This window comes from Streptomyces sp. NPDC019937 (genome assembly GCF_040631655.1).
Lineage (GTDB): Bacteria > Actinomycetota > Actinomycetes > Streptomycetales > Streptomycetaceae > Streptomyces.
On sequence record NZ_JBEYAL010000014.1, the window covers coordinates 1 to 23,339 of the forward strand.

Here is a 23,339-nt window from a genome sequence, read left to right on the forward strand (position 1 = left end):
GTCCTGACGGCCCCGGCGGGCCGTCAGGACGGACCGGCCGCCGCGAACGGCACCTGCGCGGCGGGCTGCGCGGCGGCGGAGGGACGGGCCGGATGGGACCACAGCCCCTGCTGCCGCAGGCGCGGCAGCACGCCCTCGCCGAACCAGTACGCCTCCTCCAGATGCGGATAGCCGGACAGCACGAACTCGTCGATCCCGATCCGGCGGTACTCGGCGATCCGCTCCGCCACCTCCGCGTGGCTGCCGACCAGGGCCGTACCGGCGCCGCCGCGCACCAGGCCGATGCCCGCCCAGAGATTGGGGTGGATCTCCAGCCCGTCCCGGCCACCGCCGTGCAGGGCGAGCATGCGCTTCTGCCCCTCGGACTCGCTGCGCGCCAGCCCCTCCTGCACGGACCGCACGGTCTCCGGATCGAAGCCGTCCAGCAGCCGCCCGGCCTCCGCCCACGCCTGCTCGCTGGTGTCGCGCGTGATGACGTGCAGCCGGATGCCGAAGCGGATCGTACGGCCCTCCTGGGCCGCGAGCCCCCGGATCCAGGCGATCTTCTCCGCGACCTGGGCGGGCGGCTCGCCCCAGGTGAGGTAGACGTCCGCATGGCGGGCGGCCACCTCACCGGCGATGGGGGAGGAGCCGCCGAAGTACACCTCGGGCACCGGATCGGGCAGCCGGGTCAGGGAGGCGTCCGCCACCTGGAGGTGTTCGCCCGCCAGATCCACCGTCTTGCCGTCCCACAGCCCGCGCACGACCTCCAGGAACTCCCCGGTGCGCCGGTAGCGCGCCTCCTTGTCGAGGAAGTCGCCGTACGCCCGCTGCTCATGGCTCTCGCCCCCGGTGACCACGTTCAGCAGCAGCCGTCCGCCGGTCTGCCGCTGATAGGTCGAGGCCATCTGCGCGGCGAGCGTGGGGGAGACGAACCCCGGCCGGAACGCCACCAGGAACTTCAGCCGCTCGGTGTGCTGGCTGACCATCGCGGTCGTCAGCCACGCGTCCTCGCACCACGCCCCGGTCGGCGTCAGCGCCCCGACGAAGCCCAGGTCCTCGGCGGCGCGGGCGATCTGGGTCAGGTAGCCGACGGACGGCGGCCGGTCGCCCCCGGCCGCGGTGACGGGCGTTCCATGGCCGCCGCCGACGACATGGCGGCTGTCGCCGTTGGTGGGCAGGAACCAGTGAAAGGTGAGGGACATGAGCTGCGGCTCCAATCAGGGGCGTTACAGAAGGCCGTGCCGGGGCGGCGGGGTGCCGTTCAGCAGGTAGCGGCCGATGTGCTGGACCTTCCAGCGGGGAGGGTCGTGCAGGGTGTGTGTACGGGCGTCCCGCCAGTGGCGGTGGAGGTTGAGGGAGTCCAGTGCCGAGCGGGTGCCGGACACCTCGAACAGCGCGCTGCCCGCCTCCACCGCCGCGGCGGCCGCCGACACCTTCGCGGTGGCCACGGCGATCGACGCCTCGGCCGCGGTGTCGTCGGTGAGATCCGCGCGGGCGGCGTCCACCGCCCGCGCGGCGGCGGACAGCAGCGCCTCGGCCGACCGCAGCTGGACGGCCAGTTCACCGAAGCGCTGGATGAGCAGTGGGTCCTCGGCGGCCGTCTCGAAGCCGCTCTCGAACCACGGACGGCTCTTGGTGCGGACGAACGCCACCGCCTCCGCCAGCGCGCCCGAGGCGATACCCGCGTCGATGGCCGCGTGCAGCAACTGGGCGACGGCGCCGTGCAGTTGGGGCCCGCGGAAGGTGAGGTGATGCGGTACCACACGGTCGGTGGGTACGGTCACGCCGTCCAGCCGTACGGTGCCGCTGGCGGTCGTACGCTGGCCCATCCCGTCCCAGTCGTCCACCACCGTCACCCCGGGCGCGTGCCGTGGCACGTACGCCACGTACAGCTCCTCGTTGTCTCCGCGCGCCAGCACCGGGATCCAGTCGGCGAACAGGGCGCCGGTGGAGTAGTGCTTGACGCCCGTCAGCCGGTACGAGCCGTCGGGGCGTGGCTCCAGGCGGGTGCGGATGTCCTGGACGTGCTTCGTCCCCGCCTCCGACTGGGCGTTGCCGAACCGCCTGCCCGCCAGCACCTCGGCGAAGAAGAACGCCCGCTGCTCCGGTGTGCCCTGGCGGCGCAGCACATTGACGTACACGAAGTGGCTCTGCGGAATCTGGGCGAGGCTGGCGTCGGCGGCGCCCAGCAGCCGGAACACCTCGGCGAGGGTGGTGGCCGGGACGTCCGCGCCACCGTGCCCGGCCGGGACGGTGATGGCCAGCAGCCCGGACGCGGAAAGCCGGTCCAGCTCGGCGCGGGGCAGCGCGCGGTCCGCGTCACGCGCGGCCGCGCCCGTACGGAACTCCTCGGCGAGCCGCGCGGCCACCTCCAGTGCCTCCGCGTCGTCGGCGATGCGGTGGGCGGTTTCGGGATGCGCGGACATCGGCGTCAGCTCGCCGCCGCGAGCACGGGCCGGTGCCCCAGCGCCACGGAGAACTGGTCGACGACCTGCTCCAGCGCCTCGGCCGCGCCGGGGGCGACGATCACCCCGCCGTCGGCGGTGGCGTCGATGTCCTTGTCGAGCGTGAACCAGCCCTGCACGATGTGCGCGGCGCCCATCGAGGACAGCACCGGCCGCAGCGCGTAGTCGATGGCCAGGACGTGTGCCGTGCTGCCGCCGGTGGCCAGCGGCAGCACGGTCTTGCCCGCCAGCGCGTACTGCGGCAGCAGGTCCAGCAGGGACTTCAGCAGCCCGGAGTAGGCGGCCTTGTAGACGGGGGTGCCGACGACGACCCCGTCCGCCTGCTCGACCAGCGTCCTGGCCCGCACGATGTCCGGATGCCCGAAGTCGGCGCCGAGCAGCGCGGTGGCGGGGATGGTGCGGACGTCGAGCGGGATCACCTCGTGGCCCTGGTCGGTGAGCCGGGCGTCGAGGTGGCGCAGCAGGCGGGCGGTGCGGGAGGTGGCGGAGGGGGAGCCGGAGACGGACAGGACGGTGGCCATGGTGGCCCCTTTCGGGAGGGTGGCGGGCGGTGTGGCGGGCGGGTCAGGCGAGCGCGGGCTCGGTGTCCGGCAGTTGTGCCTCCAGCTCGCGCACCAGCGGCAGCACGCGTTCGCCGAAGTACTCGACCTCCTCCAGGTAGTGGAGGAAGCCGAGGAGGAACAGATCGACGCCGAGCCGCTTGTAGGCGACGATGCGCTCGGCGATCTGCTCGGGGGTGCCGATCAGCCCGGTGCGGAAGCCGTCGTTGTACTGCACCAGGTCCTCGAACGAGGAGTCCTGCCACATGCCCTTGCCGTCGGCGGTGGACTGTCCCGCCTGCCGCACCGCGTCGCGGAAGCCGTGCACGGCGTCGGTGTCGGCCTTGGCGACGATCTCGCGCAGCGTCTCGCGGGCCTCCGCCTCGGTGTCGCGGGCGATGAGGAACGCGTTGAGGCCGAAGCGGGGAGCGGTGCGGTCCGCGGCGGCGGCGGAGGCGTGTACGTCCCGGATCTGCTCGGTGACCCCGTCGACGTCCTTGCCGTTGCTGAAGTACCAGTCGGAGACCCGGCCGGCCATGGCGCGGGCCGCGGTGGAGTTGCCGCCCTGGAAGATCTCCGGATGTGGGCGTCCGGCGCTGTTGAGGGGCTTGGGCTTGAGCGAGAAGTCCCGGATCCGGTAGAAGTCCCCGGCCAGCTCGGCGTGGTCCTCGGTCCAGATCGTGCGCAGCGCGCGGATGAACTCCTCCGCGCGGCGGTAGCGCTCGTCGTGCTCCAGCCACGGCTCGCCGAGCGCGGTGAACTCGCCCTTGAACCAGCCGCTGACCACGTTCACCGCGAACCGCCCGCCCGACAGCTGATCGGCGGTGGCGCCCAGCTTGGCCAGGACCCCCGGATGCCACAGCCCGGGGTGCACGGCGGCGATGACCTTCAGCCGCTGGGTGGCGAGCAGCAGCGCGAGGCTGAAGCTGGTCGACTCGTGCTGGTACTCGGCGCCGTAGCTGGCCATGTACCGCACCTGGCTGAGGGCGTAGTCGAAGCCGCTGTTCTCGGCGAGCACGGCCAGCTCGCGGTTGTAGTCGTAGCCCCAGTCGGTGCGCTGCTCGATGCCGCTGGTGACCAGACCGCCGCTGACATTGGGCACCCAATAGGCGAAACGCAGCGGGTCGTTGGGGAATTGGGCAGGGGGATGTGCGGGCATGGGGAACTCCCGGAACGTGAATACGGGCACGTGGGCGCACGTGAAAACGGCAGCCGCGGCGGGACATGACGCGGGTTATGCGGAAAGGCGGCGGCCGGAAGGAAACAGCCCTGGACCGTGCCTGGTCAGGTCAGGGGTGCTGAGGAAGGGGAGGGGCGGCGACGCGGAAGGAATCGAGGGAAGTCGAGGGATCCGAAACGTTCGCTCAGGCCCGACAGCAACAGGACGCGCTGGAGACACGCGCAAGGTCGACGTGGCGTCGCCGCGTGAGGTCCTGTCGCTTCATGCCATCGATACAAGCAGGGGAAAGTCCGGCAGGTCAAGAAGGCCCGGCCCGGATTCCATATCCCGGACACGCGGACGAAAGCGGCTGGGCCGCGGAAATCCCGTGGCCCAGCCGCCGTTCGCTCGCGTCGTTTCGCCGCTACAGCTCCCGGAGGGCGGGCAGCAGCTGCTTCTCGGCCCAGTCGAAGAAGGGCTCCTGGTGGTCCCCGCCGATCTGGACCAGGGCCACGTCCGTGAAGCCCGCCTCGACGAACGGGCGGAGCTTGTCCGTGAACTCCCCGACGTCATTGCCGCACGGGAGGGACGCGGCCACGTCCTCGGGCCGTACGTACTGCGTGGCGCCCTCGAAGGAGGCCGGGCCCGGCAGCTCGGAGTTGACCTTCCAGCCGCCGCCGAACCAGCGGAACTGGTCATGGGCCCGGGCGATCGCCGCGTCCCGGTCGGTGTCGTACGCGATCGGCAGCTGGCCGATGCGCGGCTTGCCCTCGCCACCGTGCCGCTCGAAGGCGTCCACCAGCTCGGGCTTCGGCTCGGTGGCGATCAGCATGTCCGCCTGCTGCCCGGCCAGCCTGCAGGACGCCTCGCCGGACGCGGCGAGCCCGATGGGCGGCGCCTCGTCGGGCAGGTCCCACAGCTTGGCGGAGTCGACGTCGAAGTGCGTGCCCCGGTGGTTGACGTAGCCGCCCTTGAACAGTGCGCGGATGATCTCCACGGCCTCCTCCAGCATCTCCTGCCGGATGTCGGCCGCCGGCCAGCCGCTGCCCACCACGTGTTCGTTCAGGTTCTCGCCGGACCCCAGCCCCAGCCGGAACCGGCCCTCGGACAGCAGCTGCAGCGTGGCGGCCTTCTGCGCCACCACCGCCGGGTGGTAGCGGACACTCGGGCAGGTCACGAACGTCGTCAGCGGGATCCGCGACGTGGCCTGCGCGGCCGCCCCGAGCACACTCCAGGCGTAGGGGGAGTGCCCCTGGGACTCCAGCCACGGAAAGTAGTGGTCGGACGTCACCGAGAAGTCGAAACCGACCTGCTCGGCCCGGACCACGTCCTCCACGAGCTGACGCGGTCCGGCTTGCTCGGTCATCATCGTGTATCCCCATCGCATGGCTCACGGGTACCGGTTTGCCCCGCTTTCAAACCCGCCTCCCGAGGATGAACGCCAGGCCCCGGCACCCGGGCCCGGATAACCATTTCCCGGAGTGCGATGGCGTGCCAGGGTCGGACGAACTCAGGTCAGGTCGAACTGCCAGCGACGGCACCTGGGTGCCGGACTGGGCCGACACCGAGCCCGACCCCGTGCCGGTGCCCACGATCGGCTGGGTGAGCCGGCACATCGGCTGGTGGTGGAGCGTGACCATCGACCACGCCCGGGGACGGGTGCCCCGGGAGCGCACCGAGATCGTATGGCCGGGGGGCGGGAAGGCGGCCGTCGAGTGGCTGCGGGGCCTGCGCGACGACTGGCTGGCGGTGCTGGACGGGCTCGGTGACGCCGAGCTGGACGCCACCGCCCCGTTCCCCTGGCACCACGATCCGCGGCACACCGTCGCCCACATGGTCGCCTGGGTGAACGCCGAACTCATGAAGAACGCCACCGAGATCGGCCGGCTCCGCCTGCTGCGGGCCGCGTCATGAGCCCGTAGCGCCCCGCTCCGCCGGTCAGCCGTCGTCCCCCATGGTGCCGCCGCCGGAGTTCTTGCGGCTGCGCTTGGACTGGCTGCGCACCACCTCACCCATGCCCAAGGTCACGCTGGACACCGCGCGCACCCAGCGCGGCCCGCCCCGCGCCGCCCACACGACGCAGACACACCCTCCGGCGACGAGCACCAGGACGACGGCCAGGGCGAGCACGATCATGCCCATCACTCTCCTTCTGTTGTGGTGCGCGCCATCTTCTCAGCCCGAGGATGAGCGCATCGCCCAATTGGCGTGCGTGCTGTTCGGCACGCTGCCGTATGCGCTCAGCCCCAACCGTCGAGGGACGCCTGCGCGCCACCGCTGAGGTACTGGGCGAGGGCGCTGCCGGTTGTCGAAGCCAGCAGAGCGGCGGTGGCGGTGATCCACGCATCTCGGAGGTCCGGTCGCTAGCCGGCGTCGAGTTCCCGTGCCGCTGCGGTGTCGTAGGTGGCGCGGGCCTCGGCGATGGCGGAGCGGTGGCGCTCGGCCCAGCTCACCAAGCCGGTGAGCGAGGCGTGGAGTTCCTGGGCCATGGGGGTGAGGGAGTACTCGACCTTGGGCGGCACGGTCGGGTGGACGGTGCGGATGAGCAGGCCGTCCCGTTCCAGTCTGCGCAGGTTGAGGCTGAGCATCCGTCGGCTGATGCCGTTGATGGCACGTTCGAGTTCGGTGAAGCGGACCGGGCCGTGGGCGGCGGCGGTCAGGATGCCGATGCTCCACTTGCCCGCGACGCGGTCGAGTACCTCGGTGACCGGGCAGGCTTCGGTCCTCACCGCGTCCGTAACACGGGTGTTACCGCGTGACATGAATGTGCCTCCTTCCCCTGGGTGGCAAGGTTACCGATGATGAGTGCTGTTACACATCATGCACCTAGGGGGAAGACATGCCTGTTCGTGCTCTCGTCGTCGATCCGTCAGCACCCGCCGCCGTCCGTCTCGCGGAGGTTCCCGAGCCGGTGCCGGGGCCGGGGCAGGTCCTGGTGGACGTATCCCACGCTTCCTTGAACTACGGGGACCTCAACGACGCCCGCTCCGGCCGCGTCCCTGTGGGCGCGGTGCTCGGTTCGGATGCCGCCGGGGTGGTGGTGCGGGCCGCCGCTGATGGCACCGGCCCGGCGGTGGGCTCCCGGGTGGTGGCGCTGACCTCGGGGGCGTTCGCCGAGCGTGTCGCGATCGGTGTGGGTGCGCTTGCCGAGGTGCCCGAGGGATTGGACCTGGCGAGGGCGGTGGCTCTGCCGGTCGCCGGAGTGGCGGCACTGCGCTCGCTGCGGGCGGCCGGGCTGGGGCCGGACAAGAGGGTGCTGATCACCGGGGCCTCCGGCGGGGTCGGCCGGTTCGCCGTCCAGTTGGCGGCGCGGGCCGGCGCCCACGTGATCGCGTCCGTGGGTTCGTCGGCCCGTGGGGAGGGATTGGTCGAGTCCGGCGCGGACGAGGTGCTGATCGGTTTGGAGGGGCTGCGGCGACCGGTCGATGTGGTCATCGACAGTGTCGGCGGCCACCAACTGGTCGCGGCGTGGAATCTGCTCGCTCCCGGGGGCAGTGTGCAGAGCGTCGGCTGGACGTCCGGTGAGCCAGCGGTCTTTCCCCCGTATGCGACCGTCGGCCCGGCCAAGTCGCTGACGTCCTTCGTCATCGAGGGCGACACCGGCCCGGACCTGGCCGTTCTCACCGAGCTCGCCGCTGAGGGGTCCCTCACGATCGAGATCGGCTGGCAGGGCCCCTGGGACCGCTTCGCCGAAGCCGCCGAGGCCCTTCGCGGGCGCCGGGTCTCCGGCAAAGCGGTTCTGCGGGTCGCACGCGGTGACTCCGCACATGATCGTCCGGGCCGGGCCCAGGCCGTGTTTGAGGGAGCGGGTCAGTCTTGGGCGGATAGCTCTTCGGCCAGTTCCATACAGCGCAGGCGGGCGGGGGAGAAGTCGTAGGGCATCTTGCCGGTGGCTTCGAACACGCTCATGGAGTCGGCCTCCCGCCTGCCAGAGCTGAGGTCGGCCCCGTCCTCGCCGTCATCGGCGGTTGCAGGGTGCAATGTGTCCCAGGCGTCGCAGAGGGCATCGTCGTCCTTGCCCAGGCCGGACTCCTCGATGACGGCCTGCAGGGCGCATTCGAAGGCGTGCCGCTCGACGGCCACTTGAGCCACCTGTGGATCATCGACGGCGACGCTGTCATCGAGTGCCTCCTCGGCGTCATCGACGCGGTCGGAATCCTCCCGCAGAGTGGGATGCGTGGCCAGGACGACGAAGCGGGTGGCCTGGACGGCCGCGCCGAGCGGGCCGAAGATCCGCTCGGTGACCAGCAGACTGTCCAGGTCCGCCTGACGTAGGGAGCCCTCGGGCAGGCTCTTGAGGCGTTCGGTGACGAAGTCGGAGAGCAGGCCCATCCGGCTGCCTTCGGTGCGCATCCGCTGCACGGCGGTCCGTTGCCGCCGCACTTCCGCCTCCTGCTCGGCGAGGGTTTCCTCCAACCGCTCCAGGATGCCCGCGATACCGTCTTCGCTGTCCGCACCGGCGGAAGCCATGCCGGTGGTGAAGGCGTTACGGATGTCGTCCAGGGCGATCCCGGCGTCGGCCATTTTGCGAATCCACAGCAGGCGGATCATGTCCTCGTACCCGTAGCGGCGGCGGTCATCGCCGCCCCGCTCAGGCTCGGGGAGCAGGCCGATCGCGTGGTAATGGCGAATCGCCCGTGGCGTGCTGCCGGCGAAGGCCGCCGCGTCACCGATCTTGACCTGGCGGGGTGGCATGAAAGACGCATGCATGAGCAGGGACCTTTCCTCAAGGGATCGGGACGTGAGTCCACCGGACCACATGCCGCTACGGAAGGTGCAACCCCATACCGCACGGCGGCAGGCTGAGGTTCACAGCCACTGATGAATCGCCGCGACCTGAACCGTCGCCTCGAACCGAACCGCAAGTTTGTCAAACCGGGTCGCCACGGCCCGGCGCCTGCGGTTGCGGACCTGATCGACCGGCTCGGGCATCGTGCACCTGATGCCACGTCTGCGCAGGTAGGCGCGATTCGCGCGCGAAGCGTACGCCTTATCGCCTCGCACCCGCAGCGGGCGGCCCACACCCCGACGCTGCCATCTCCGGAACAGTCCATACACCGTCTGCCACGGTTCGTACTCGTACGGCAGGTCCCAGAAGATCCCCTCGCCCCACATCTTGATCATCATCGTGCAGGGCGCGCACGGGAATCCGAACCTGAGACACCCCTAGCCGCCGAGCCGGGCGGAGATGAGAGGGGCCAGGCGGGTGGTGATGGTGCGGTGGCCCTGGTCGTTCGGGTGGACGGAGTCGGAGAGGTCGCCGGCGGCCAGCCAGCCGGTGGTGTCGACGTACGAAGCCCTGGCGTCGGCGAAGGCGGTGACGGCGGCCTTGGTCTCGGTGCCGAAGCGGCCGCTGAAGGTGCGCAGGGCGAAGATCCAGGCGCCCGGGTAGGCGGTGCGGACCTTGCGCAGGAGGCTGGTGTACGACGCCTGGAACTGCGCCGGACTCACGCCGCGCCCCACGTCGTTGGTGCCGAGGTTGATGACCACGGCGTCGGCCTGGTAGCGGGAGAAGTCCCAGGCGGGCGTGGCGGCGTTGGGGTTGAGCTTGGTGAACTGCTGCTCCAGGCTCATCCGGTCGTCCGCCGTGTCGACGAGCGCGGCGCCGCCCTGGGCGATCTGGGTGTGGTCGGCGCCGAGGCGTTCGCCGATGAGCCAGCCGTAGGCGGTGCGGGCGTTCTGGGAGGTGGTGGTGCCGACGGTGATGGAGTCGCCGACGAACTCGATCAGCTTCTTCGGGGCGGGCGGGGCGAAGGTGGTGGCGCCGCTGTCGAGGGTCAGGCCCTGGAAGACCGCGTCGCCGTGGTAACTGCCCGCGATGACCTGGTAGTTGACCTGGAGAGTGTGGTTTCCGGCGGCGAGGGGGGTGGGGGTGAGGTTCACCGTGCCCTTGGCCTCGTCGTAGAAGGTGGCGGGGCCGCCGTCGATGCTGGCCCACAGGTCGATCGCGCCCCGTTGCTTGAGCTTGACGGTGCGGCCGGTGAAGCCGGTGCGGAAGTAGGCGCCCGCCCAGTAGGGGGTGTAGGCGGTGGCGGAGGTCGTGGTGTCCCAGCGGCCGCTGAACTTGATGTTGGGGTCGCCCGGCTGGCCGGGGGCGGCGGCGGACTTCATGGCGGCCGCGCCCAGCTTGGCGCTGATGACGGGGGCCAGGCGGTTCGCGAACTTGGTGTGGCCCGCCTCGTTGGGGTGGCCGTTCCCGTCCTCGTAGTCCGTGCCGTCGGTGAGCCAGCCGCTGGTGTCGACGTACGTCACCTTCGCGTCCCCCGCGCCGTTGCGCGCGCTCACGGCCGCCTTGGTCTCCGCCACGTACCGCTTCTTGAGGGTCTGGACGGCGAAGAGGACAGCGCTGGGGTACTTCGCGCGGATGTCGCGGAGGAGGGCGGTGTACGCCGACTGGAACTCGGGCCCGGTGACGCCGTGCCCGATGTCGTTGGTGCCGAGGTTGATGACGACGGCGTTCGCCTGGTAGCGGGAGAAGTCCCAGTTCTGGTCGCCGGTGGAGGCCGTCTTGAAGAACTGGCCGGCCAGGCCCACGCAGCCGCTCTTCGCGACCAGGCAGTAGCCCGCGCGGGCGATCTGGGTGTGGCGCATGCCGAGCTGTTCGCCGGTCTTCCAGCCGTACGAGTCGAGCGCGAGCCGGTCGGTGAGGGCGCCGGCGGTGATGGAGTCGCCGACGAACTCGATGAGCTTGCCGGGCACGCGCGGGGTGGTGGTGCCCGCGCCCGCGTCGAGAACCAGGCCCTGGAAGACGGTGTCGCCGGAGCGGTAGGACACGCGGAGGGTGTGGGTGCCCTGGGGGAGTGGCGTCGGGGTGAGGTCGACGGTGCCCCTGACGCCCGCGTAGAAGACATCGGCGCCGCCGTCGACGCTGGCGTAGAAGTTCACCGCGTTCCGGGCCTTGACCTTGACCGTCGTCCCGGTGAACGCGGTCTGGAGGTAGCCGCCGGTCCAGTTGGGGACGGCTGCGGTGGCGGAGCCGAGGTCCCAGCGGCCGGTGTAGACGATGTTCGGGTCGCTCACCGAGCCGTTCCCCAGGGCCTTCGCGGGGGTGGCCGGGGCCGCGTGGGCGGTGGTGGCGCTCAGGCTCAGTCCCAGGAAGAGTAGCGACGCGGTCATGACAACCGATAAGAGTCTTCGCATCGGAGGGGGTCCTCTCGCGGCGGGCGTGGGGGGCCGGTCGCCTGGGAGCGCTCCCAGGCGCGGGGTGCGGTCACGATGGAATCGTTGAATCGGTTCAACGTCAAGGTGGAGCGCACAACCCGGGCCGGACCGCCCCCCTCGGCGGCCCGGCCCGGGCTGATGGCCGACGTCCGGCCGGGCGGACTACCAGCGCGGAATGGCCGGGGTCGTCCACTCCGGATCGGCGACGCGCATCGCGGCGGAGTCGTCGCGGTCCCGCATCGTGCCGTCGTCGTCCAGCCAGCGCTGGTGCAGGACGGCGAGCCGGTCACGGTCGAGGTCGACGCCGAGCCCGGGGGTGTCGGTGACGTCGAGACGGCCGTCGCGGAAGGTGAGGCGCTGGGTGATCACGTCCTCGGTCTGCCACGGGTAGTGGCTGTCGCACGCGTAGTCCAGGTTGGGCACGGTGGCCGCGACATGCGTCATGGCGGCCAGGCTGATGCCCAGGTGGGTGTTGGAGTGCATGGACAGGCCGACGCCGAAGGTGCGGCAGATGGCGGCCAGCTCGCGGGTGTTGCGCAGCCCGCCCCAGTAGTGGTGGTCGGAGAGGACGACCTGCACCGCGCCCTTGGTGAACGCCTCCCGGATCTCCCCGAAGGTGGTCACGCACATGTTGGTGGCCAGCGGGACCCCGGCGGATTCGGCGACCTCGGCCATGCCGGGCGTACCGCTGGTCGGGTCCTCCAGGTACTCCAGGACGTCCCGCAGCTCCTCCGCCACGTGCAGGGACGTGGGCACGGACCAGGCGCCGTTCGGGTCCAGGCGCAGCGGCTGGCCGGGGAAGCGCTCGGCCAGGGCGCGGATCGCGGCGATCTCCTGGTCGGGTTCGAAGACGCCGCCCTTGAGCTTGAAGGAGGTGAAGCCGTAGTCGCGGGCGAAGCGCTCGGCCTGCGCCACGACCCCGGCCGGGTCGACGGCCGCGTCCCAGTCGTCGGGCTCACAGGCGACGCCGTCCGGGTGCTCGGCCCAGCGGTAGAAGAGGTACGCGCTGTACTCGACGCGGTCGCGGACCTTGCCGCCCAGCAGCGCGTGCACCGGCAGCCCGGCCGCCTTGCCCCAGGCGTCGAGGCACGCCACCTCGAAGCCGGAGAGGATCGACAGCCGCAGCTTGTCCGCCGTCTGGACGCCGCGCAGGCCGCCGACGTCGACGGAGTTCTCGACCCGGGAGGAGTCCACCGCGACCTCGTTGGCCAGCGTGAAGAGCCCGTTCAGGTCGGTGACGCTGTGCCCGGGCAGCTTCTCGGCCAGCGGGCGGGCCAGGTCGAGGTACTTGGTGTCGCCGTACGTCTCGCCGATGCCGGTCGTCCCGCCCTCGGTGACCACCTCGATGATCAGCCGGGGGGTGTAGGGCTGGTGGACGCCCTGGGTGTTCAGCAGCGGCGGGTCGGCGACGAGGATGGGCGTCAGCCGCACCTCGGCGATGGCCAGATCCTGCGCTTGCGACGTCTGCGTCATCGTGCGGCTCCCACGAGGTCGAGTCCGGTGGTCAGAAGGGCTTCGAGGTCGGCCAGATCGTCCGGGCCGGGGTCGGCGAGCGGTGCGCGCACCGGGCCGACCGGCCGCCCGCGCAGCCGGGCCGCGGCCTTGACCAGCGAAACGGCGTAGCCGGGGACGCGGTCGCGCAGCTCGACCAGGGGTACGTAGAAGTCACGCAGCAGCCGCTCCACCGTAGCGTCGTCGCCGTCGCGCTGGGCGGTGAAGAAGGCGTTCGCGATCTCGGGGGCGAAGGCGTGCACGGCCGAGGAGTACGCGGTGATGCCGATGCTGGCGTACGGGCGGGCCTGGACCTCGGCGGTCGCGGCGCCGTTGAAGAACAGGAAGTCGTCCGGCGCGGCCAGCTTCAGGCGCTGCAGCCGGTCCAGATCGCTGTGCCCGTCCTTGAGGCCGATGACGCCCGGGATCGCGGTCAGCTCGCGCAGGCTGTCCATGGTGAAGGTGACCTGGTCGCGCTGGTACGCGATCAGCGGCAGCCGGGTGCGGGTGGCGATCTGCCGGATCTGCTCGACCAGCCCCGACTGCGGGCCCTTCACCAGGTAGTGCGGCAGGACGAGCGCGGCGTCCGCGCCCGCCTCCTCCGCGATCCGGGCGAACCGGGCCGCCTGCGCCCAGCCGTAGCCGATCCCCGCCACGACCGGCAGCCGGCCGTCGGCCTCCCGGACGGCCGCGGTGATGACCTCGCGGTACTCGTCCTCGTCCAGGGAGAAGAACTCCCCCGTGCCGCACGCCGGGAAGATCGCGCCCGGACCGGTCTCGATCTGCGCCGCGAGGTAGTCGCGGAACGCGGGCAGGTCGAGCGCGGTCGCGCCGTCGCCCTGGTCCCCCTTGGTGTCGGTGAAGCTGGTCAGCGGGAACGAGAGCACGCCGCTCGCCATCCCGTCGCGCAGCCGGGCCGCCGTCGTCGCCGCATCGGCCGTGAGGGCCGTCATCACTCGTCTCCCTATGTAGATGACGTCTACGTATGAAGATAGAGATTAGGAATGTGCACGCGGGGGCGTCAATAGGCGGGACTTCGCCGCCGCGGTCCGGATTACGATGCGCCCCATGGCGGAAACCGGTGGCGTACGCGAAGTGAAGTCGGCGGGCCGCACCGTGCAGCTCCTCGAACTGCTCGCGGCCCGCGGCGACCAGCCCGCCCGGCTGCGGGAGCTGGCCGAGGAGCTGGACGTGCCGCGCAGCAGCATGTACGCGCTGCTGCAGACCTTGATCGACCGCGGGTGGGTGCGTACCGACGTCACCGGCTCGCTGTACGGCATCGGCATCCGGGCCCTGCTGACGGGCACCAGCTACCTCGACAGCGACCCGCGGGTGCGGGCCGCGCGGCCCTACCTGGACGAGGCGTCCGACGCCCTCGGCGAGACCATCCACTTCGCCCGGCTGGACGACGGCGACGTCGTCTACCTCGCCACCCGCGAGTCGCACGAATACCTGCGGCCCTTCAGCCGGGTGGGCCGCCGCCTCCCCGCGTACGTCGGCGCCCTCGGCAAGGCGCTCCTGGCGGAGCGCCCCGACGACGAACTCCCGCTGCCGGAAGGGCCCCTGGAGCCGCTGACCCCCCGTACCCACCGGGACCGGGCCTCCCTGGTCGCCGACCTGGCCCGCATCCGCGAACGCGGCTACGCGGTGGACCGCGAGGAGGGGGTCACCGGCATCGTGGGCTTCGGCTTCGCCCTGCGGTACGACACGCCCGCGGTGGACGCCATCAGCTGCTCGGTGCCGACGGCGCGGCTGGCGGAGGGCCGGGAGGAGCGGATCGTTGCGGTGATGCGGGAGATCCGGGAGAAGATCGAAGCGGTGGTGCCGAGGGCGGGCGGGGCGGCGACGCAGTGGCGGTAGGGGGTGTGTTCCCTCACCCCGCCCCTTCCCGAACCCGGGGGCAGGCCCCCGGACCCCCGTTCCTGAGCCGGGCCCGGTTCCGGGCCCAGCCAGGGCTCCCGGGCTCGGCTCGGGCCTCGGCTTCGGGTCCTGCCGGGCTCCGGGGCGCGGGCTGGGCCTCAGCTTCGGGTCCTGCCGGGCTCCGGGGCTCGGCTCGGGCCTCGGCTTCGGGTCCTGCCTGGCCCCGGGCTCGGCTCGGGCCTCGGCCTCCCGCCGCCCGGCCGTGCCCGGCTGGGCACGGCCCGGCTCCGGGGCTCCCGGCAGTGTCCGCCGGGGACCGAGGCGCCCGCCCTCGTCTCCTGCCCGGGGCGTGGCGTTCGCCTTGGGCGGGGGCTCAGGGATGGCGGCGTTTCAGCATGTCGGCGGCCTTTTCGCCGATCATCATCGTGGTGATGCACGGGTTGACGGCCACCAGGTGCGGCATCGCCGAGCCGTCGGCGACGCGGAGGCCCGTCACGCCCTTGACCCGCAGCTGTGGGTCGAGCGGGGCGGCCGGGTCGTCGGGGGCGCCCATTCTCACCGTGCAGGACGGGTGGTAGACGGTGTTGTGGGTGTCGCGGATGTAGGCGAACAGGTCGTCGTCGGTGTCCACGTCGGGGCCCGGGGCCAGTTCGGCGCCCGCCCACAGGGCCAGCGCGGGGCGGGCGACGATGTCGCGGGCCAGGCGGAGGCCGTGGATCATCACGCGGATGTCGTGGTCGTGGGTGAAGTAGCGGGGGTCGACCCTCGGCTTGTCGCGGAAGTCGCGGGTGCGCAGCCGTACGGTGCCGGTGGAGCGGGCCCGGGTGACGTTGGGGGTGAGGCAGAAGGCGTTCTCGGACGTCGGATAGCCGCGGCGGTAGGTGTTCATGTCGAACGGCACCGAGCCGTAGTGGAACATCAGGTCGGGCCGGTCGAGACCGGGTTCGGTGGCGGCGAAGATGCCGATCTCCCACCACTGGGTGGAGTCGCGGACCATGGGCTGCTCGGCGTTCCACATGATGACGCCCTCCGGGTGGTCCTGAAGGTTCTCGCCGACACCGGGGGAGTCCACGATCACCTCCACGCCCGTCTCGCGCAGATGGTCCGCGGGACCGATGCCGGACAGCATCAGCAGCTTCGGGGTGTCGATGGCGCCGCAGGAGACGACGACCTCGCGCCGCGCGTGCACGGTGTGGGTGTGGATCAGGTCGGGGGCGAGGTAGTCGACGCCGATGCAGCGCCGGTCCGCGTCCAGCAGCAGCCGCTTGGCCTGCAGCCCGGTGCGTACGGCCAGATTGGGGCGGCCGGACATCACCGGATGGAGGTAGGCGACGGAGGCGGAGCAGCGGGTGCCGTCCTCGCGCGCGTTGATCTGGAACCAGTGGGCGCCGCGGACGACCGTCCGACCGGTGTTGAAGGGGGTGAGGGGGATGCCCGCCTCCTCGCACGCCGCCAGCAGCGCCCGGCCGCACGGGTCGTGGGGCGGCACGGTGCGCAGGGTGACCGGGCCGCCGCGGCCGTGGTGGTCCCCGGGCGCGTCGTTGTTCTCCAGCCGTCGGAACAGCGGGTACGTCTCCTCGGCGCTCCACCCCGTACAGCCGCCCTCGGCCCATTCGTCCAGGTCCTCGGCCGGTGCCCAGAAGGCGATGCAGGAGTTGTGTGAGGAGCAGCCGCCCAGCACCCGGGCGCGGGCGTGGCGCAGGAAGCTGTTGCCCTTCTTCTGCGGCTCGACGGGATAGTCCCAGTCGTAGCCGGACTCCAGCAGCGCCATCCACCGGTCCAGCCGCAGGACGCTGTCGTCGCCGACGTCGGAGGGGCCCGCCTCCAGGAGGCACACGGACACCGACGGGTCCTCGCTTAGCCGGGCCGCGACGACCGACCCGGCCGTGCCGCCGCCCACCACCACGTAGTCGAACTCGTCCACGGGCCTGTCCTCCCTCACGGGGTGGCGGCGTGCTCGGCGAGTACGCCGGTGTGCCTGCGCTGCACGCACCAGTAGTAGGCGAAGCCGCCGAGCGCGACCACGCCGATGAACAGGACCGCGCCCCAGCGCAGGTACCAGTGCTGCGGCCCGGTCGCGTTGTAGACCTCGGCGCGCGGCCAGGCGAGGTTGACGGACATCGCGAGGCCCCACAGCACGGCCAGCGCGTTGACCGGCACGCCGAGGCGGCCCAGCGAGAAGCGGCCGGTGGCGGGGCGCCACTGCCCCCTCAGCCGCCGCACCAGCATGGGCAGGGTGACCAGCAGATACGCCACGTAGATCATGATGATCGCGATGCTGGTGACCACCGAGAAGATCTGCGGCTGGTTGATGTTGATGACCAGGATCGCGACCGCCACCAGACCGATGAGGACGGCCGGGAGCACCGGGGTCTGGAAGCGCGGGTGGACACGAGCGAGCCGGGAGCCGCCGGGCAGGTTGTTGTCCCGCGCCATGGCGAACATCAGCCGGATGCCGGCGGTGTGCACGGCCAGCGCGCACACCGTGATCGCGACGACCACGCACCACAGCGTGATCTCGCCCATGGTGTGCCCGAGGGTGGACAGCACCACGTACTGCAAACCGTTCTCGGCCAGCTGTTTCGCGTGCAGGTTTTCCACCGCCATCAGGGCGAACAGCAGGATGAACCCGCCGATGAGGAACGACGCGACGAGCGCCCGCAGGATCGCGCGCGGTGCGTTGCGGCCCGGATCCATGGACTCCTCGCCGAGTGACGACGCCGTGTCGAAGCCGTACATGACGTACGCGGAGGCCAGCGAGGCGGTCAGGAACGCGCCGAAGTAGCCCAGCGACCGCCCCTCGCCGCGGCCCAAGGTGTCCGTCACGACGGACGGGCCACGGGTGAGATGCGCGGCCAGCAGCAGGATCAGCACGATGGCGGCGATCAGCTCGATGGCCACGCCGGCCGAGTTGATACGGGCCATCAGCTTCACCCCGAAGCCGTTCACCAGCGTGGTGAACAGCACCAGGATCGAGCCGAGCACGACCGCGTTGGCCGCCCGCTCCGTGCCGCTGCCACCGTTGCCGATGAACTGGAACCACGAGGAGATCTGCGGCAGCGTGATCTGGTACGCGAGCGCCACCGCCGCCAGCGACACCATCGAGGCGGTCATCATCATCCAGCCGCCAAGCCAGCCGACGTGCGGGCCGCCCAGCAGTTTGGACCAGTTGTAGACCGACCCCGCCACCGGATAGCGCCCCGCCAGCTCGCAGAAGCACAAGGCCACCATCAGCTGGCCGAGGAACACCATCGGCCACGACCACCAGTACGCCGGGCCGCCGTGGGTCACGCCGAAGTAGAACAGCTGGAAGGTGCCGGTGAGGATGGAGATGTAGCTGATCCCGGCCGCGAAGGTGTGGAAGTTGCCCAGCGTGCGCTTGAGTTCCGGCCGGTAGCCGAGTTCCGCGAGCGAATCGTCGTCGTGTGCCGGGGCCTTGCGGGGGCCGGGCCCGGGTGGCTCGGTGGGGTCGGCTGACGTCATTCGAACCACCGCTGCGGGCGGGGCGCGGTGTTGCGCCAGATGTGCTTCGTCTCCTGGTACTCGTGCAGCCCCGCCGGGCCCAGCTCACGGCCGATGCCCGACTGCTTCATCCCTCCCCACTCGGCCTGCGGGACGTACGGATGGAAATCGTTGATCCAGACCGTTCCGGCGCGCAGCCGCGACGCCACCCGGTGCGCCTTCTCCGCGTCCTGCGTCCACACCGCGCCCGCCAGGCCGTACACCGTGTCATTGGCGAGCGCCAGCGCCTCCTCCTCGTCCCGGAACCGCTCCACCGTGAGCACCGGACCGAACGACTCCTCCTGCACCACCCGCATGTCCGGGGTGCAGTCGTCCAGCACCGTCGGCAGGTAGTAGTGGCCGCCCGCGAGGGACGGCTCGTCGGGCGGCGCCCCGCCGCAGCGCAGCACCGCGCCCTCGTCGATGCCCGCCGCCACGTACGACGCCACCTTGTCGCGGTGCGCGGCCGAGATCAGCGGCCCGGTACGGGCGTCCTCGTCGAACGGGCCACCGAGCCGGATCGCCCGGGCGCGGGCCACCACCTCGTCCACGAACGTGTCGTGCAGCTGCTCCTGCACCAGCAGCCGGGCACCCGCCGAACACACCTGCCCGGAGTGCAGGAACACCGCCGTCAGCGCGTAGTCCACCGCCGTGTCGAAATCGGAGTCCGTGAAGACGATGTTCGGGTTCTTGCCGCCCAGCTCCAGGGCGATCTTCTTGACCGTGGGCGCGGCCGCCGCCATGATCCACCGCCCGGTCACCACCCCGCCGGTGAAGGACACCATGTCCACCCGCTCGTCCGTGACCAGCGGCGCGCCCACCGTCGACCCGGCCCCCAGGACGAGATTCGCCGCGCCAGGCGGCACCCCCGCCTCGGCGAGCAGCCGCAGCAGCCCGATCGCGGTGTGGGGGGTCAGCTCGCTGGGCTTGAGGACGAACGTGTTCCCGGCGGCCAGCGCGGGCGCCACCTTCCACGCCGTCTGCAGCAGCGGATAATTCCACGGCGTGATCAGGGCACACACCCCGACCGGCTCCCGCACCACCCGGCTGTCGATCTCCGGACTGCCCGTGTCCAGCACCCGGTCCCCGCCACCGGCGGCGGCCAGATGGCCGAAGTAGCGGAAGCACCCGGCGATGTCGTCCAGGTCGTACTCGCTCTCCGCCAGCCGTTTCCCGGTGTCCAGGGACTCGGCCCGGGCGAGGCCGCTCTTGTCCCGCTCCAGCAGATCCGCGACGCGCAGCAGCAACCGCCCCCGCTCCGCGGCCGCCGTGCCCGGCCACGGCCCGCGGTCGAACGCGTCCCGGGCCGCCGCGACCGCCGCGGCCACGTCCTTCGGCCCGGCCTCGTCCACCGCCGCCACCAGGGACCCGTCCGCCGGGCAGCGGATCTCCCGCGTCTGTCCGTCGAGGGCGGCGGTCCACTGTCCGCCGATGAACAGCTCCGGCATGTTTCCCCCTATGGAGTGGGGTTGCCATGTGTAGAGGTTGCCCGACGGCCCACACACCGAGCGTAAGGGCCACCGGGCGGCTCCGCACGGCGTGCGGACACCGACGGGCCGCCGGCGGGTGCTCCAGGGGGTGTCCGTCGCCTCCCGGAGGGCTGGGACATCACCCGCCACGGCCTCGCCGCCGGCCACATCGACCCCGCCTGGCCACCGGCCCGGGGTGTCCGGGCGGGGGCAGGGGGCGGAGCCCCCCGGTTCGGGTGGGCGGGGTCGGGGAGCCGCACCCCGTGTGGGCGCGTGGCGGGAGGCGGGGAGAATCCTCGGCATGGTGTACGACCCCGACGCGCCCCGCGCCCTCGCCGACGAACTGATCGCCGCCCTCGACCCGTTGCCCTTTCCGCGGCGCATGCGGGAACTGGCCGTGCGGGTGCGGGCGGCCGGCGCGCGGGGGCAACTGGCCGGGCTCGTCGGGGAGCTGGCCGGGCGGGGGACGTACGAGCGGCGGCTCGCCGCCGCGGCGGCCGCGATCGGCGGACGCACCGGCCATCTGGAGACGCTGCTCACCGACCCCGACCCCCTGGTGCGGTGCCACGCGCTGCGGGCCCGGGTCGGGGACGAGGCGCTGGAGGCGGCGTTCGAGGACGCGCCCGCCGCCGTACGGCGCCAGCTGATCCGGGCCGTCGTCGCCCAGCACCGCACCGCGCTCGCCGACCGGCTCGTCGAGCCGCTGCGGGAGCGCTGGGGCGACGCCGAGGCGGCACGGCTGCTGCCGGCGTGCGGGGCGGACACCGTCGCAACGCTGCTGCCCGCGCTGTTCCACGCCGTCGGCAGCTGGCGGCCCCTCACCGCCCGGCACCCCGCCGCCGTCCTCGACGAGGCCGAGCGGCAGCTGACCGCGCTGCCCGCGGCGCTGCGCGCCGACTGGTGGCTGCGGTACGCGCCCGGCGTGGCGCTCGCCGCCCGCGCCGAACCGCACCGCGTGCTGGACCTGCTGGAGCGGCGGTGCCACAGCCCGCTGCCGCCACCGCTACGGCACCGGCTGGGCACACTGGTGGCCGCCGACCCCGGCCGTACGCTCGACCTGCTGCTCACGCCCGAGCACGCCCACCTGCTGCGCGGCCGGGGGCTGGACCGGTCCGTGCTGCGCCGCCTCGTGACGGCCGACCCGCCCGAACTCGACGCGCTGGGCCGGGCCCTGGCGCACGACGCCGAGGCGCTGGCGCGGCTGCTGGCCGCGCTGCCGCCCGCCCGCCGCGCCGCCTTCTTCGACGCCGCCACCGCCGAACGCGACCCCGCCCACGCCGTCCTGGCGCCCGCCGTCCTCGACGCGCTGCCGCGCCCGCGCCGCCAGGCGGAGGCGCGCCGGATGGCCGGGCAGGCGCGCGAGCGCGGCGCACACTGGACCACGGTCCTCGAAGCGGTCGCGTATCTGCCGGTCGAGGAGGCGCACGACGAGCTGCTGGCGGCCACCCGCCGCGCCGACGCGGACGACCGCGCCACCGCCTACCCGCTGCTGATCCGCAACGCCGCCCGCTCCGGCGACCCGGACGCCGTCACCGCGCTGCTGCGGCAGCTGGAACAGCTGCGCAACGAGCAGGACCCGGTGCGCCACGCCGCCCTCGACGCGCTCGCCGCGACCCCGCCCGCCCTTTTCACCGACGACGCCGCCGAACCCCTGGACCGGGTCGCCACCGACGCCATCCAGGCCCGCGACTCCTCCACCGGCACCCGCCGGGCGCTGCGCCGCCTCGCCGTCGCCCTGCTGCGCGAACACGCCGTCACCGGGCGGCGCGAACTGCTCGGCTGGGGCTTGCGCACCATCACCCGGCTCGCGGGCAGCGTCGGCGCCGCCGACCTCGGCCGCCTCGACCGCCGACTGCGGCGCGGCCAGGAACACACCGTCTTCGAGGCGTTGCGCCCCTGGCTGGAGGCGGGCGCCGAACGCGTCGACCACGAGCTGACCTTCGCCCTCGCCCGCTCCCTCGGGCGGCGCGCCCACACCCTGCCCGAGCTGCAGGAACTGCTGTGGCAGGCCATCGCGTTCGGCCGTGGCGCCACCGCCCGCACCGCGATCGCCCTGTGGCTGGAGCCGCCCCGCGAACGGGACACCCGGGTGGCCGAACTCCTCGCCCAGGAACCCTCGGCCGCCGTCCTGCCGCCGGTCCTGGCCGTACTGACCCGGCGCCGCACCGATCTGCTCGACCTCGCCCTCGGCGACACCCCGCCCTACGGCCGCTTCCTCACCCACGGCACCCACTGGACGCCACCCACCGGCCGCGACACCGCCCGCTGGCTGCCCCGTCAACAGGCCGCCGCCGCCCGCCTGTTGGCCCAGGCCGCTGCGGACACCACCCTCCCGGCGGCCGAGCGCGCCACCGCGATCGCCCGCGCCGCGCCGCTCGACGAGGGCACGCCGCTGGTCAGGACGTGGGCCACCGCCGAGGACGTGGTGCTCGCCGAGGCCGCCCTCGCCGCCCTGCCGTGGACCCGCCTCCCCGGCGACGCCCTGCCCCTGCTGCTCGCCCACGCGGGCGGCGACCGCGCGCGGGTGGCGGTGTACGCGGCGGCCCGGGCCGCCCGGTACGTCGCGCCGTCCCGGCTGGACGCGCTCATCCGCGGCGTCCTCGCACCCGACGGCGTCGCCACGGCCGTACCGACCGTCCCGGCCAAGGTCACCAGCCGCAAGCAGGCCGCCCGGCTGGCCGCCACCCACCTCCCGGCCTCCGACGCGGCCACCCTCCTCGCCGACGCCCAGGGGCTCCCCGGCCAGCACCCCGACGTCCAGGCCGTCTGCGTCCGCTTCGCCGCCCGGCTGCTCGGCACCAAACGCGCCTGGGAACTGCTGACCGCAGCCGCCGGCGGGCGCCGCGAACTGCGCCACGCCGTCCTGCGCACCCGGCCGCTCGACCTGCCCGAACTCCACCGCGAGCGCTACGCCCAGCTCGTCCGCGTCGTCTGCGACACCGAGGACCCCGAGGTGGCCGCCTCCGGCCACGCGGCGCTCGCCCGCTGGTCGCCCTGGGCACCGGACGCGGCCGCGCTGCTGGTCGCGGCCGTCACCGACCTCGGCAACCGGACGAGCTGGCGGTCCGCCGCCGACGCCCTGCTCGCCCTCATGGCCGCCGCGCCCGACGGCGCTCACGAGGACAACCCCCTCGCCTGGGCGCTGGCCGCCCTCGTCACCGCCGACGCCCGCACCGGCATGCCCGACGCCGAACCGGACCGCGACCGGCCCGCCCGCCAGCGCGTACGCCATCTGGCCACCCGACTCGCCCAGCACGGGCGGATGCGGCCGCGGGAGACGCGGCGCCACGCGCTCGGCGCCGCCGAACTCCTCGCCGGGTACGAGACGTTCGTCCCCGAGGCCGCCCAGGTGCTCGTCCAGGCCCTCGACCTGGACGCCCGCCCCTCGGCGCTGACCGCCGCGCTCGCCCGCCTCGCCCGGCTGCACGCCTCCCGCCCCGCGCTCGCCGCCCGCACCGCCGACACCCTGCGGGACCGGCTCGGCGCCGCCTCGCGGCCGGGCGGCGGCGAAGCGCTGCTGCGCGCCGCGTGGCAGCTGGAGGAGGACGGCGGCCACGCCGCCGGGCTCTTCGCCGCGGTCCTCACGGGCGTCGGCGGCCCCCGTACGGAATGGGCGGAGCCCTGGCGGGAACGGGTGCGCGAGCTGCGGCGGCATCCGCACCCGGACGTGCGGGACGCGGCGCTGCGGCTGACGACGGCGGGGGAGTAGGGC

General features: G+C 72.7%; 17 protein-coding genes and 2 pseudogenes. 4 read left to right on the plus strand and 15 right to left on the minus strand.

Translation table 11 applies throughout. The features are described 5' to 3' along the window. Positions 1-23: 23 nt before the first annotated feature. The 5 genes from ABZ562_RS15870 to ABZ562_RS15890 all read right to left on the minus strand — a co-directional run bounded on the left by ABZ562_RS15870 (position 24) and on the right by ABZ562_RS15890 (position 5,532). Positions 24-1,184, minus strand: coding sequence for an LLM class flavin-dependent oxidoreductase (locus ABZ562_RS15870; RefSeq protein ID WP_361478905.1), 1,161 nt, complete (start codon positions 1,182-1,184; stop codon positions 24-26). 24 nt (positions 1,185-1,208) lie between these two features. Then, on the minus strand, positions 1,209-2,408 hold the full coding sequence (locus tag ABZ562_RS15875) for an SfnB family sulfur acquisition oxidoreductase (RefSeq protein ID WP_361478908.1): 1,200 nt from the start codon (positions 2,406-2,408) through the stop codon (positions 1,209-1,211). Between the two features lie 5 nt (positions 2,409-2,413). Then, complete coding sequence (gene ssuE / locus ABZ562_RS15880) at positions 2,414-2,968, minus strand: NADPH-dependent FMN reductase (protein WP_361478911.1); 555 nt, start codon at positions 2,966-2,968, stop codon at positions 2,414-2,416. Between the two features lie 43 nt (positions 2,969-3,011). Further along, entirely contained in the window at positions 3,012-4,145 is a 1,134-nt protein-coding gene (sfnG, locus tag ABZ562_RS15885) for a dimethylsulfone monooxygenase SfnG (RefSeq protein ID WP_361478914.1), read from the minus strand. A gap of 424 nt (positions 4,146-4,569) precedes the next feature. Then, positions 4,570-5,532 carry an LLM class F420-dependent oxidoreductase gene (locus tag ABZ562_RS15890; protein ID WP_361478917.1) on the minus strand — a complete coding sequence of 321 codons (963 nt, stop codon included), beginning with the start codon at positions 5,530-5,532 and terminating at the stop codon, positions 4,570-4,572. A 146-nt stretch (positions 5,533-5,678) separates the two neighbouring features. Here ABZ562_RS15890 and ABZ562_RS15895 point away from each other — a divergent pair. Further along, positions 5,679-6,059, plus strand: a pseudogene (locus ABZ562_RS15895) (DinB family protein); the annotation flags it as partial. Positions 6,060-6,083: 24 nt separating this feature from the next. Here the strand turns inward: ABZ562_RS15895 and ABZ562_RS15900 are convergent. Together ABZ562_RS15900 and ABZ562_RS15905 are read right to left on the minus strand one after the other, a co-directional pair. Continuing rightward, positions 6,084-6,287: a hypothetical protein gene (locus ABZ562_RS15900; RefSeq protein ID WP_361478920.1), complete on the minus strand. Its 204-nt coding sequence runs from the start codon at positions 6,285-6,287 to the stop codon at positions 6,084-6,086. Positions 6,288-6,508: 221 nt separating this feature from the next. Then, a complete protein-coding gene (locus ABZ562_RS15905; protein WP_361478923.1) occupies positions 6,509-6,907 on the minus strand; it encodes a helix-turn-helix domain-containing protein in 399 nt (132 codons plus the stop codon). Between the two features lie 77 nt (positions 6,908-6,984). Between ABZ562_RS15905 and ABZ562_RS15910 the strand changes: the two genes are divergently transcribed. Then, complete coding sequence (locus tag ABZ562_RS15910) at positions 6,985-8,022, plus strand: zinc-binding dehydrogenase (protein ID WP_361478926.1); 1,038 nt, start codon at positions 6,985-6,987, stop codon at positions 8,020-8,022. Here the strand turns inward: ABZ562_RS15910 and ABZ562_RS15915 are convergent. The 5 genes and pseudogenes from ABZ562_RS15915 to ABZ562_RS15935 form a co-directional block, all read right to left on the minus strand. Further along, positions 7,956-8,855: a MerR family transcriptional regulator gene (locus tag ABZ562_RS15915; RefSeq protein WP_361479337.1), complete on the minus strand. Its 900-nt coding sequence runs from the start codon at positions 8,853-8,855 to the stop codon at positions 7,956-7,958. The two genes, ABZ562_RS15910 and ABZ562_RS15915, sit on opposite strands and share 67 nt — an antisense overlap. A 99-nt stretch (positions 8,856-8,954) precedes the next feature. After that, positions 8,955-9,140: pseudogene (locus ABZ562_RS15920) on the minus strand (IS5/IS1182 family transposase); the annotation flags it as partial. Between the two features lie 171 nt (positions 9,141-9,311). Further along, the gene (locus tag ABZ562_RS15925) at positions 9,312-11,261 is read right to left on the minus strand and encodes a GDSL-type esterase/lipase family protein (RefSeq protein WP_361478929.1); all 1,950 of its coding nucleotides are present in this window, start codon (positions 11,259-11,261) and stop codon (positions 9,312-9,314) included. 207 nt (positions 11,262-11,468) lie between these two features. Beyond that, on the minus strand, positions 11,469-12,779 hold the full coding sequence (locus ABZ562_RS15930) for a glucarate dehydratase family protein (protein ID WP_361478931.1): 1,311 nt from the start codon (positions 12,777-12,779) through the stop codon (positions 11,469-11,471). After that, positions 12,776-13,750 carry a 5-dehydro-4-deoxyglucarate dehydratase gene (locus ABZ562_RS15935; protein WP_361478934.1) on the minus strand — a complete coding sequence of 325 codons (975 nt, stop codon included), beginning with the start codon at positions 13,748-13,750 and terminating at the stop codon, positions 12,776-12,778. The genes ABZ562_RS15930 and ABZ562_RS15935 overlap by 4 nt, the downstream gene beginning before the upstream one ends. 115 nt (positions 13,751-13,865) lie before the next feature. On the opposite strand from ABZ562_RS15935, the gene ABZ562_RS15940 reads away from it, so the two are divergent. Further along, complete coding sequence (locus ABZ562_RS15940; protein WP_361478937.1) at positions 13,866-14,657, plus strand: IclR family transcriptional regulator; 792 nt, start codon at positions 13,866-13,868, stop codon at positions 14,655-14,657. Positions 14,658-15,030: 373 nt separating this feature from the next. On the opposite strand, the gene ABZ562_RS15945 is transcribed toward ABZ562_RS15940, so the two are convergent. Genes ABZ562_RS15945 through ABZ562_RS15955 form a run of 3 tightly spaced genes read right to left on the minus strand, consistent with a single transcriptional unit; the run spans position 15,031 to position 19,606 of the window. Continuing rightward, positions 15,031-16,581, minus strand: a complete 1,551-nt coding sequence (locus ABZ562_RS15945; RefSeq protein ID WP_361478940.1) for a GMC family oxidoreductase N-terminal domain-containing protein — start codon at positions 16,579-16,581, stop codon at positions 15,031-15,033. A gap of 14 nt (positions 16,582-16,595) precedes the next feature. Further along, the gene (locus ABZ562_RS15950) at positions 16,596-18,140 is read right to left on the minus strand and encodes an amino acid permease (RefSeq protein ID WP_361478943.1); all 1,545 of its coding nucleotides are present in this window, start codon (positions 18,138-18,140) and stop codon (positions 16,596-16,598) included. Continuing rightward, a complete protein-coding gene (locus tag ABZ562_RS15955; RefSeq protein WP_361478946.1) occupies positions 18,137-19,606 on the minus strand; it encodes an aldehyde dehydrogenase family protein in 1,470 nt (489 codons plus the stop codon). The genes ABZ562_RS15950 and ABZ562_RS15955 overlap by 4 nt, the downstream gene beginning before the upstream one ends. Positions 19,607-19,928: 322 nt before the next feature. Between ABZ562_RS15955 and ABZ562_RS15960 the strand changes: the two genes are divergently transcribed. Then, the gene (locus ABZ562_RS15960) at positions 19,929-23,336 is read left to right on the plus strand and encodes a hypothetical protein (RefSeq protein ID WP_361478948.1); all 3,408 of its coding nucleotides are present in this window, start codon (positions 19,929-19,931) and stop codon (positions 23,334-23,336) included. Positions 23,337-23,339 lie beyond the last annotated feature (3 nt).

Bases quoted from the DNA above. Each gene is read 5' to 3' on its own strand.
- ABZ562_RS15870 (WP_361478905.1), bottom strand. From the start codon at position 1,184: ATGTCCCTCACCTTTCACTGGTTCCTGCCCACCAACGGCGACAGCCGC.
- ABZ562_RS15875 (WP_361478908.1), bottom strand. From the start codon at position 2,408: ATGTCCGCGCATCCCGAAACCGCCCACCGCATCGCCGACGACGCGGAG.
- ssuE (WP_361478911.1), bottom strand. From the start codon at position 2,968: ATGGCCACCGTCCTGTCCGTCTCCGGCTCCCCCTCCGCCACCTCCCGC.
- sfnG (WP_361478914.1), bottom strand. From the start codon at position 4,145: ATGCCCGCACATCCCCCTGCCCAATTCCCCAACGACCCGCTGCGTTTC.
- ABZ562_RS15890 (WP_361478917.1), bottom strand. From the start codon at position 5,532: ATGCGATGGGGATACACGATGATGACCGAGCAAGCCGGACCGCGTCAG.
- ABZ562_RS15900 (WP_361478920.1), bottom strand. From the start codon at position 6,287: ATGGGCATGATCGTGCTCGCCCTGGCCGTCGTCCTGGTGCTCGTCGCC.
- ABZ562_RS15905 (WP_361478923.1), bottom strand. From the start codon at position 6,907: ATGTCACGCGGTAACACCCGTGTTACGGACGCGGTGAGGACCGAAGCC.
- ABZ562_RS15910 (WP_361478926.1), top strand. From the start codon at position 6,985: ATGCCTGTTCGTGCTCTCGTCGTCGATCCGTCAGCACCCGCCGCCGTC.
- ABZ562_RS15915 (WP_361479337.1), bottom strand. From the start codon at position 8,855: ATGCATGCGTCTTTCATGCCACCCCGCCAGGTCAAGATCGGTGACGCG.
- ABZ562_RS15925 (WP_361478929.1), bottom strand. From the start codon at position 11,261: ATGACCGCGTCGCTACTCTTCCTGGGACTGAGCCTGAGCGCCACCACC.
- ABZ562_RS15930 (WP_361478931.1), bottom strand. From the start codon at position 12,779: ATGACGCAGACGTCGCAAGCGCAGGATCTGGCCATCGCCGAGGTGCGG.
- ABZ562_RS15935 (WP_361478934.1), bottom strand. From the start codon at position 13,750: ATGACGGCCCTCACGGCCGATGCGGCGACGACGGCGGCCCGGCTGCGC.
- ABZ562_RS15940 (WP_361478937.1), top strand. From the start codon at position 13,866: ATGGCGGAAACCGGTGGCGTACGCGAAGTGAAGTCGGCGGGCCGCACC.
- ABZ562_RS15950 (WP_361478943.1), bottom strand. From the start codon at position 18,140: ATGACGTCAGCCGACCCCACCGAGCCACCCGGGCCCGGCCCCCGCAAG.
- ABZ562_RS15955 (WP_361478946.1), bottom strand. From the start codon at position 19,606: ATGCCGGAGCTGTTCATCGGCGGACAGTGGACCGCCGCCCTCGACGGA.
- ABZ562_RS15960 (WP_361478948.1), top strand. From the start codon at position 19,929: ATGGTGTACGACCCCGACGCGCCCCGCGCCCTCGCCGACGAACTGATC.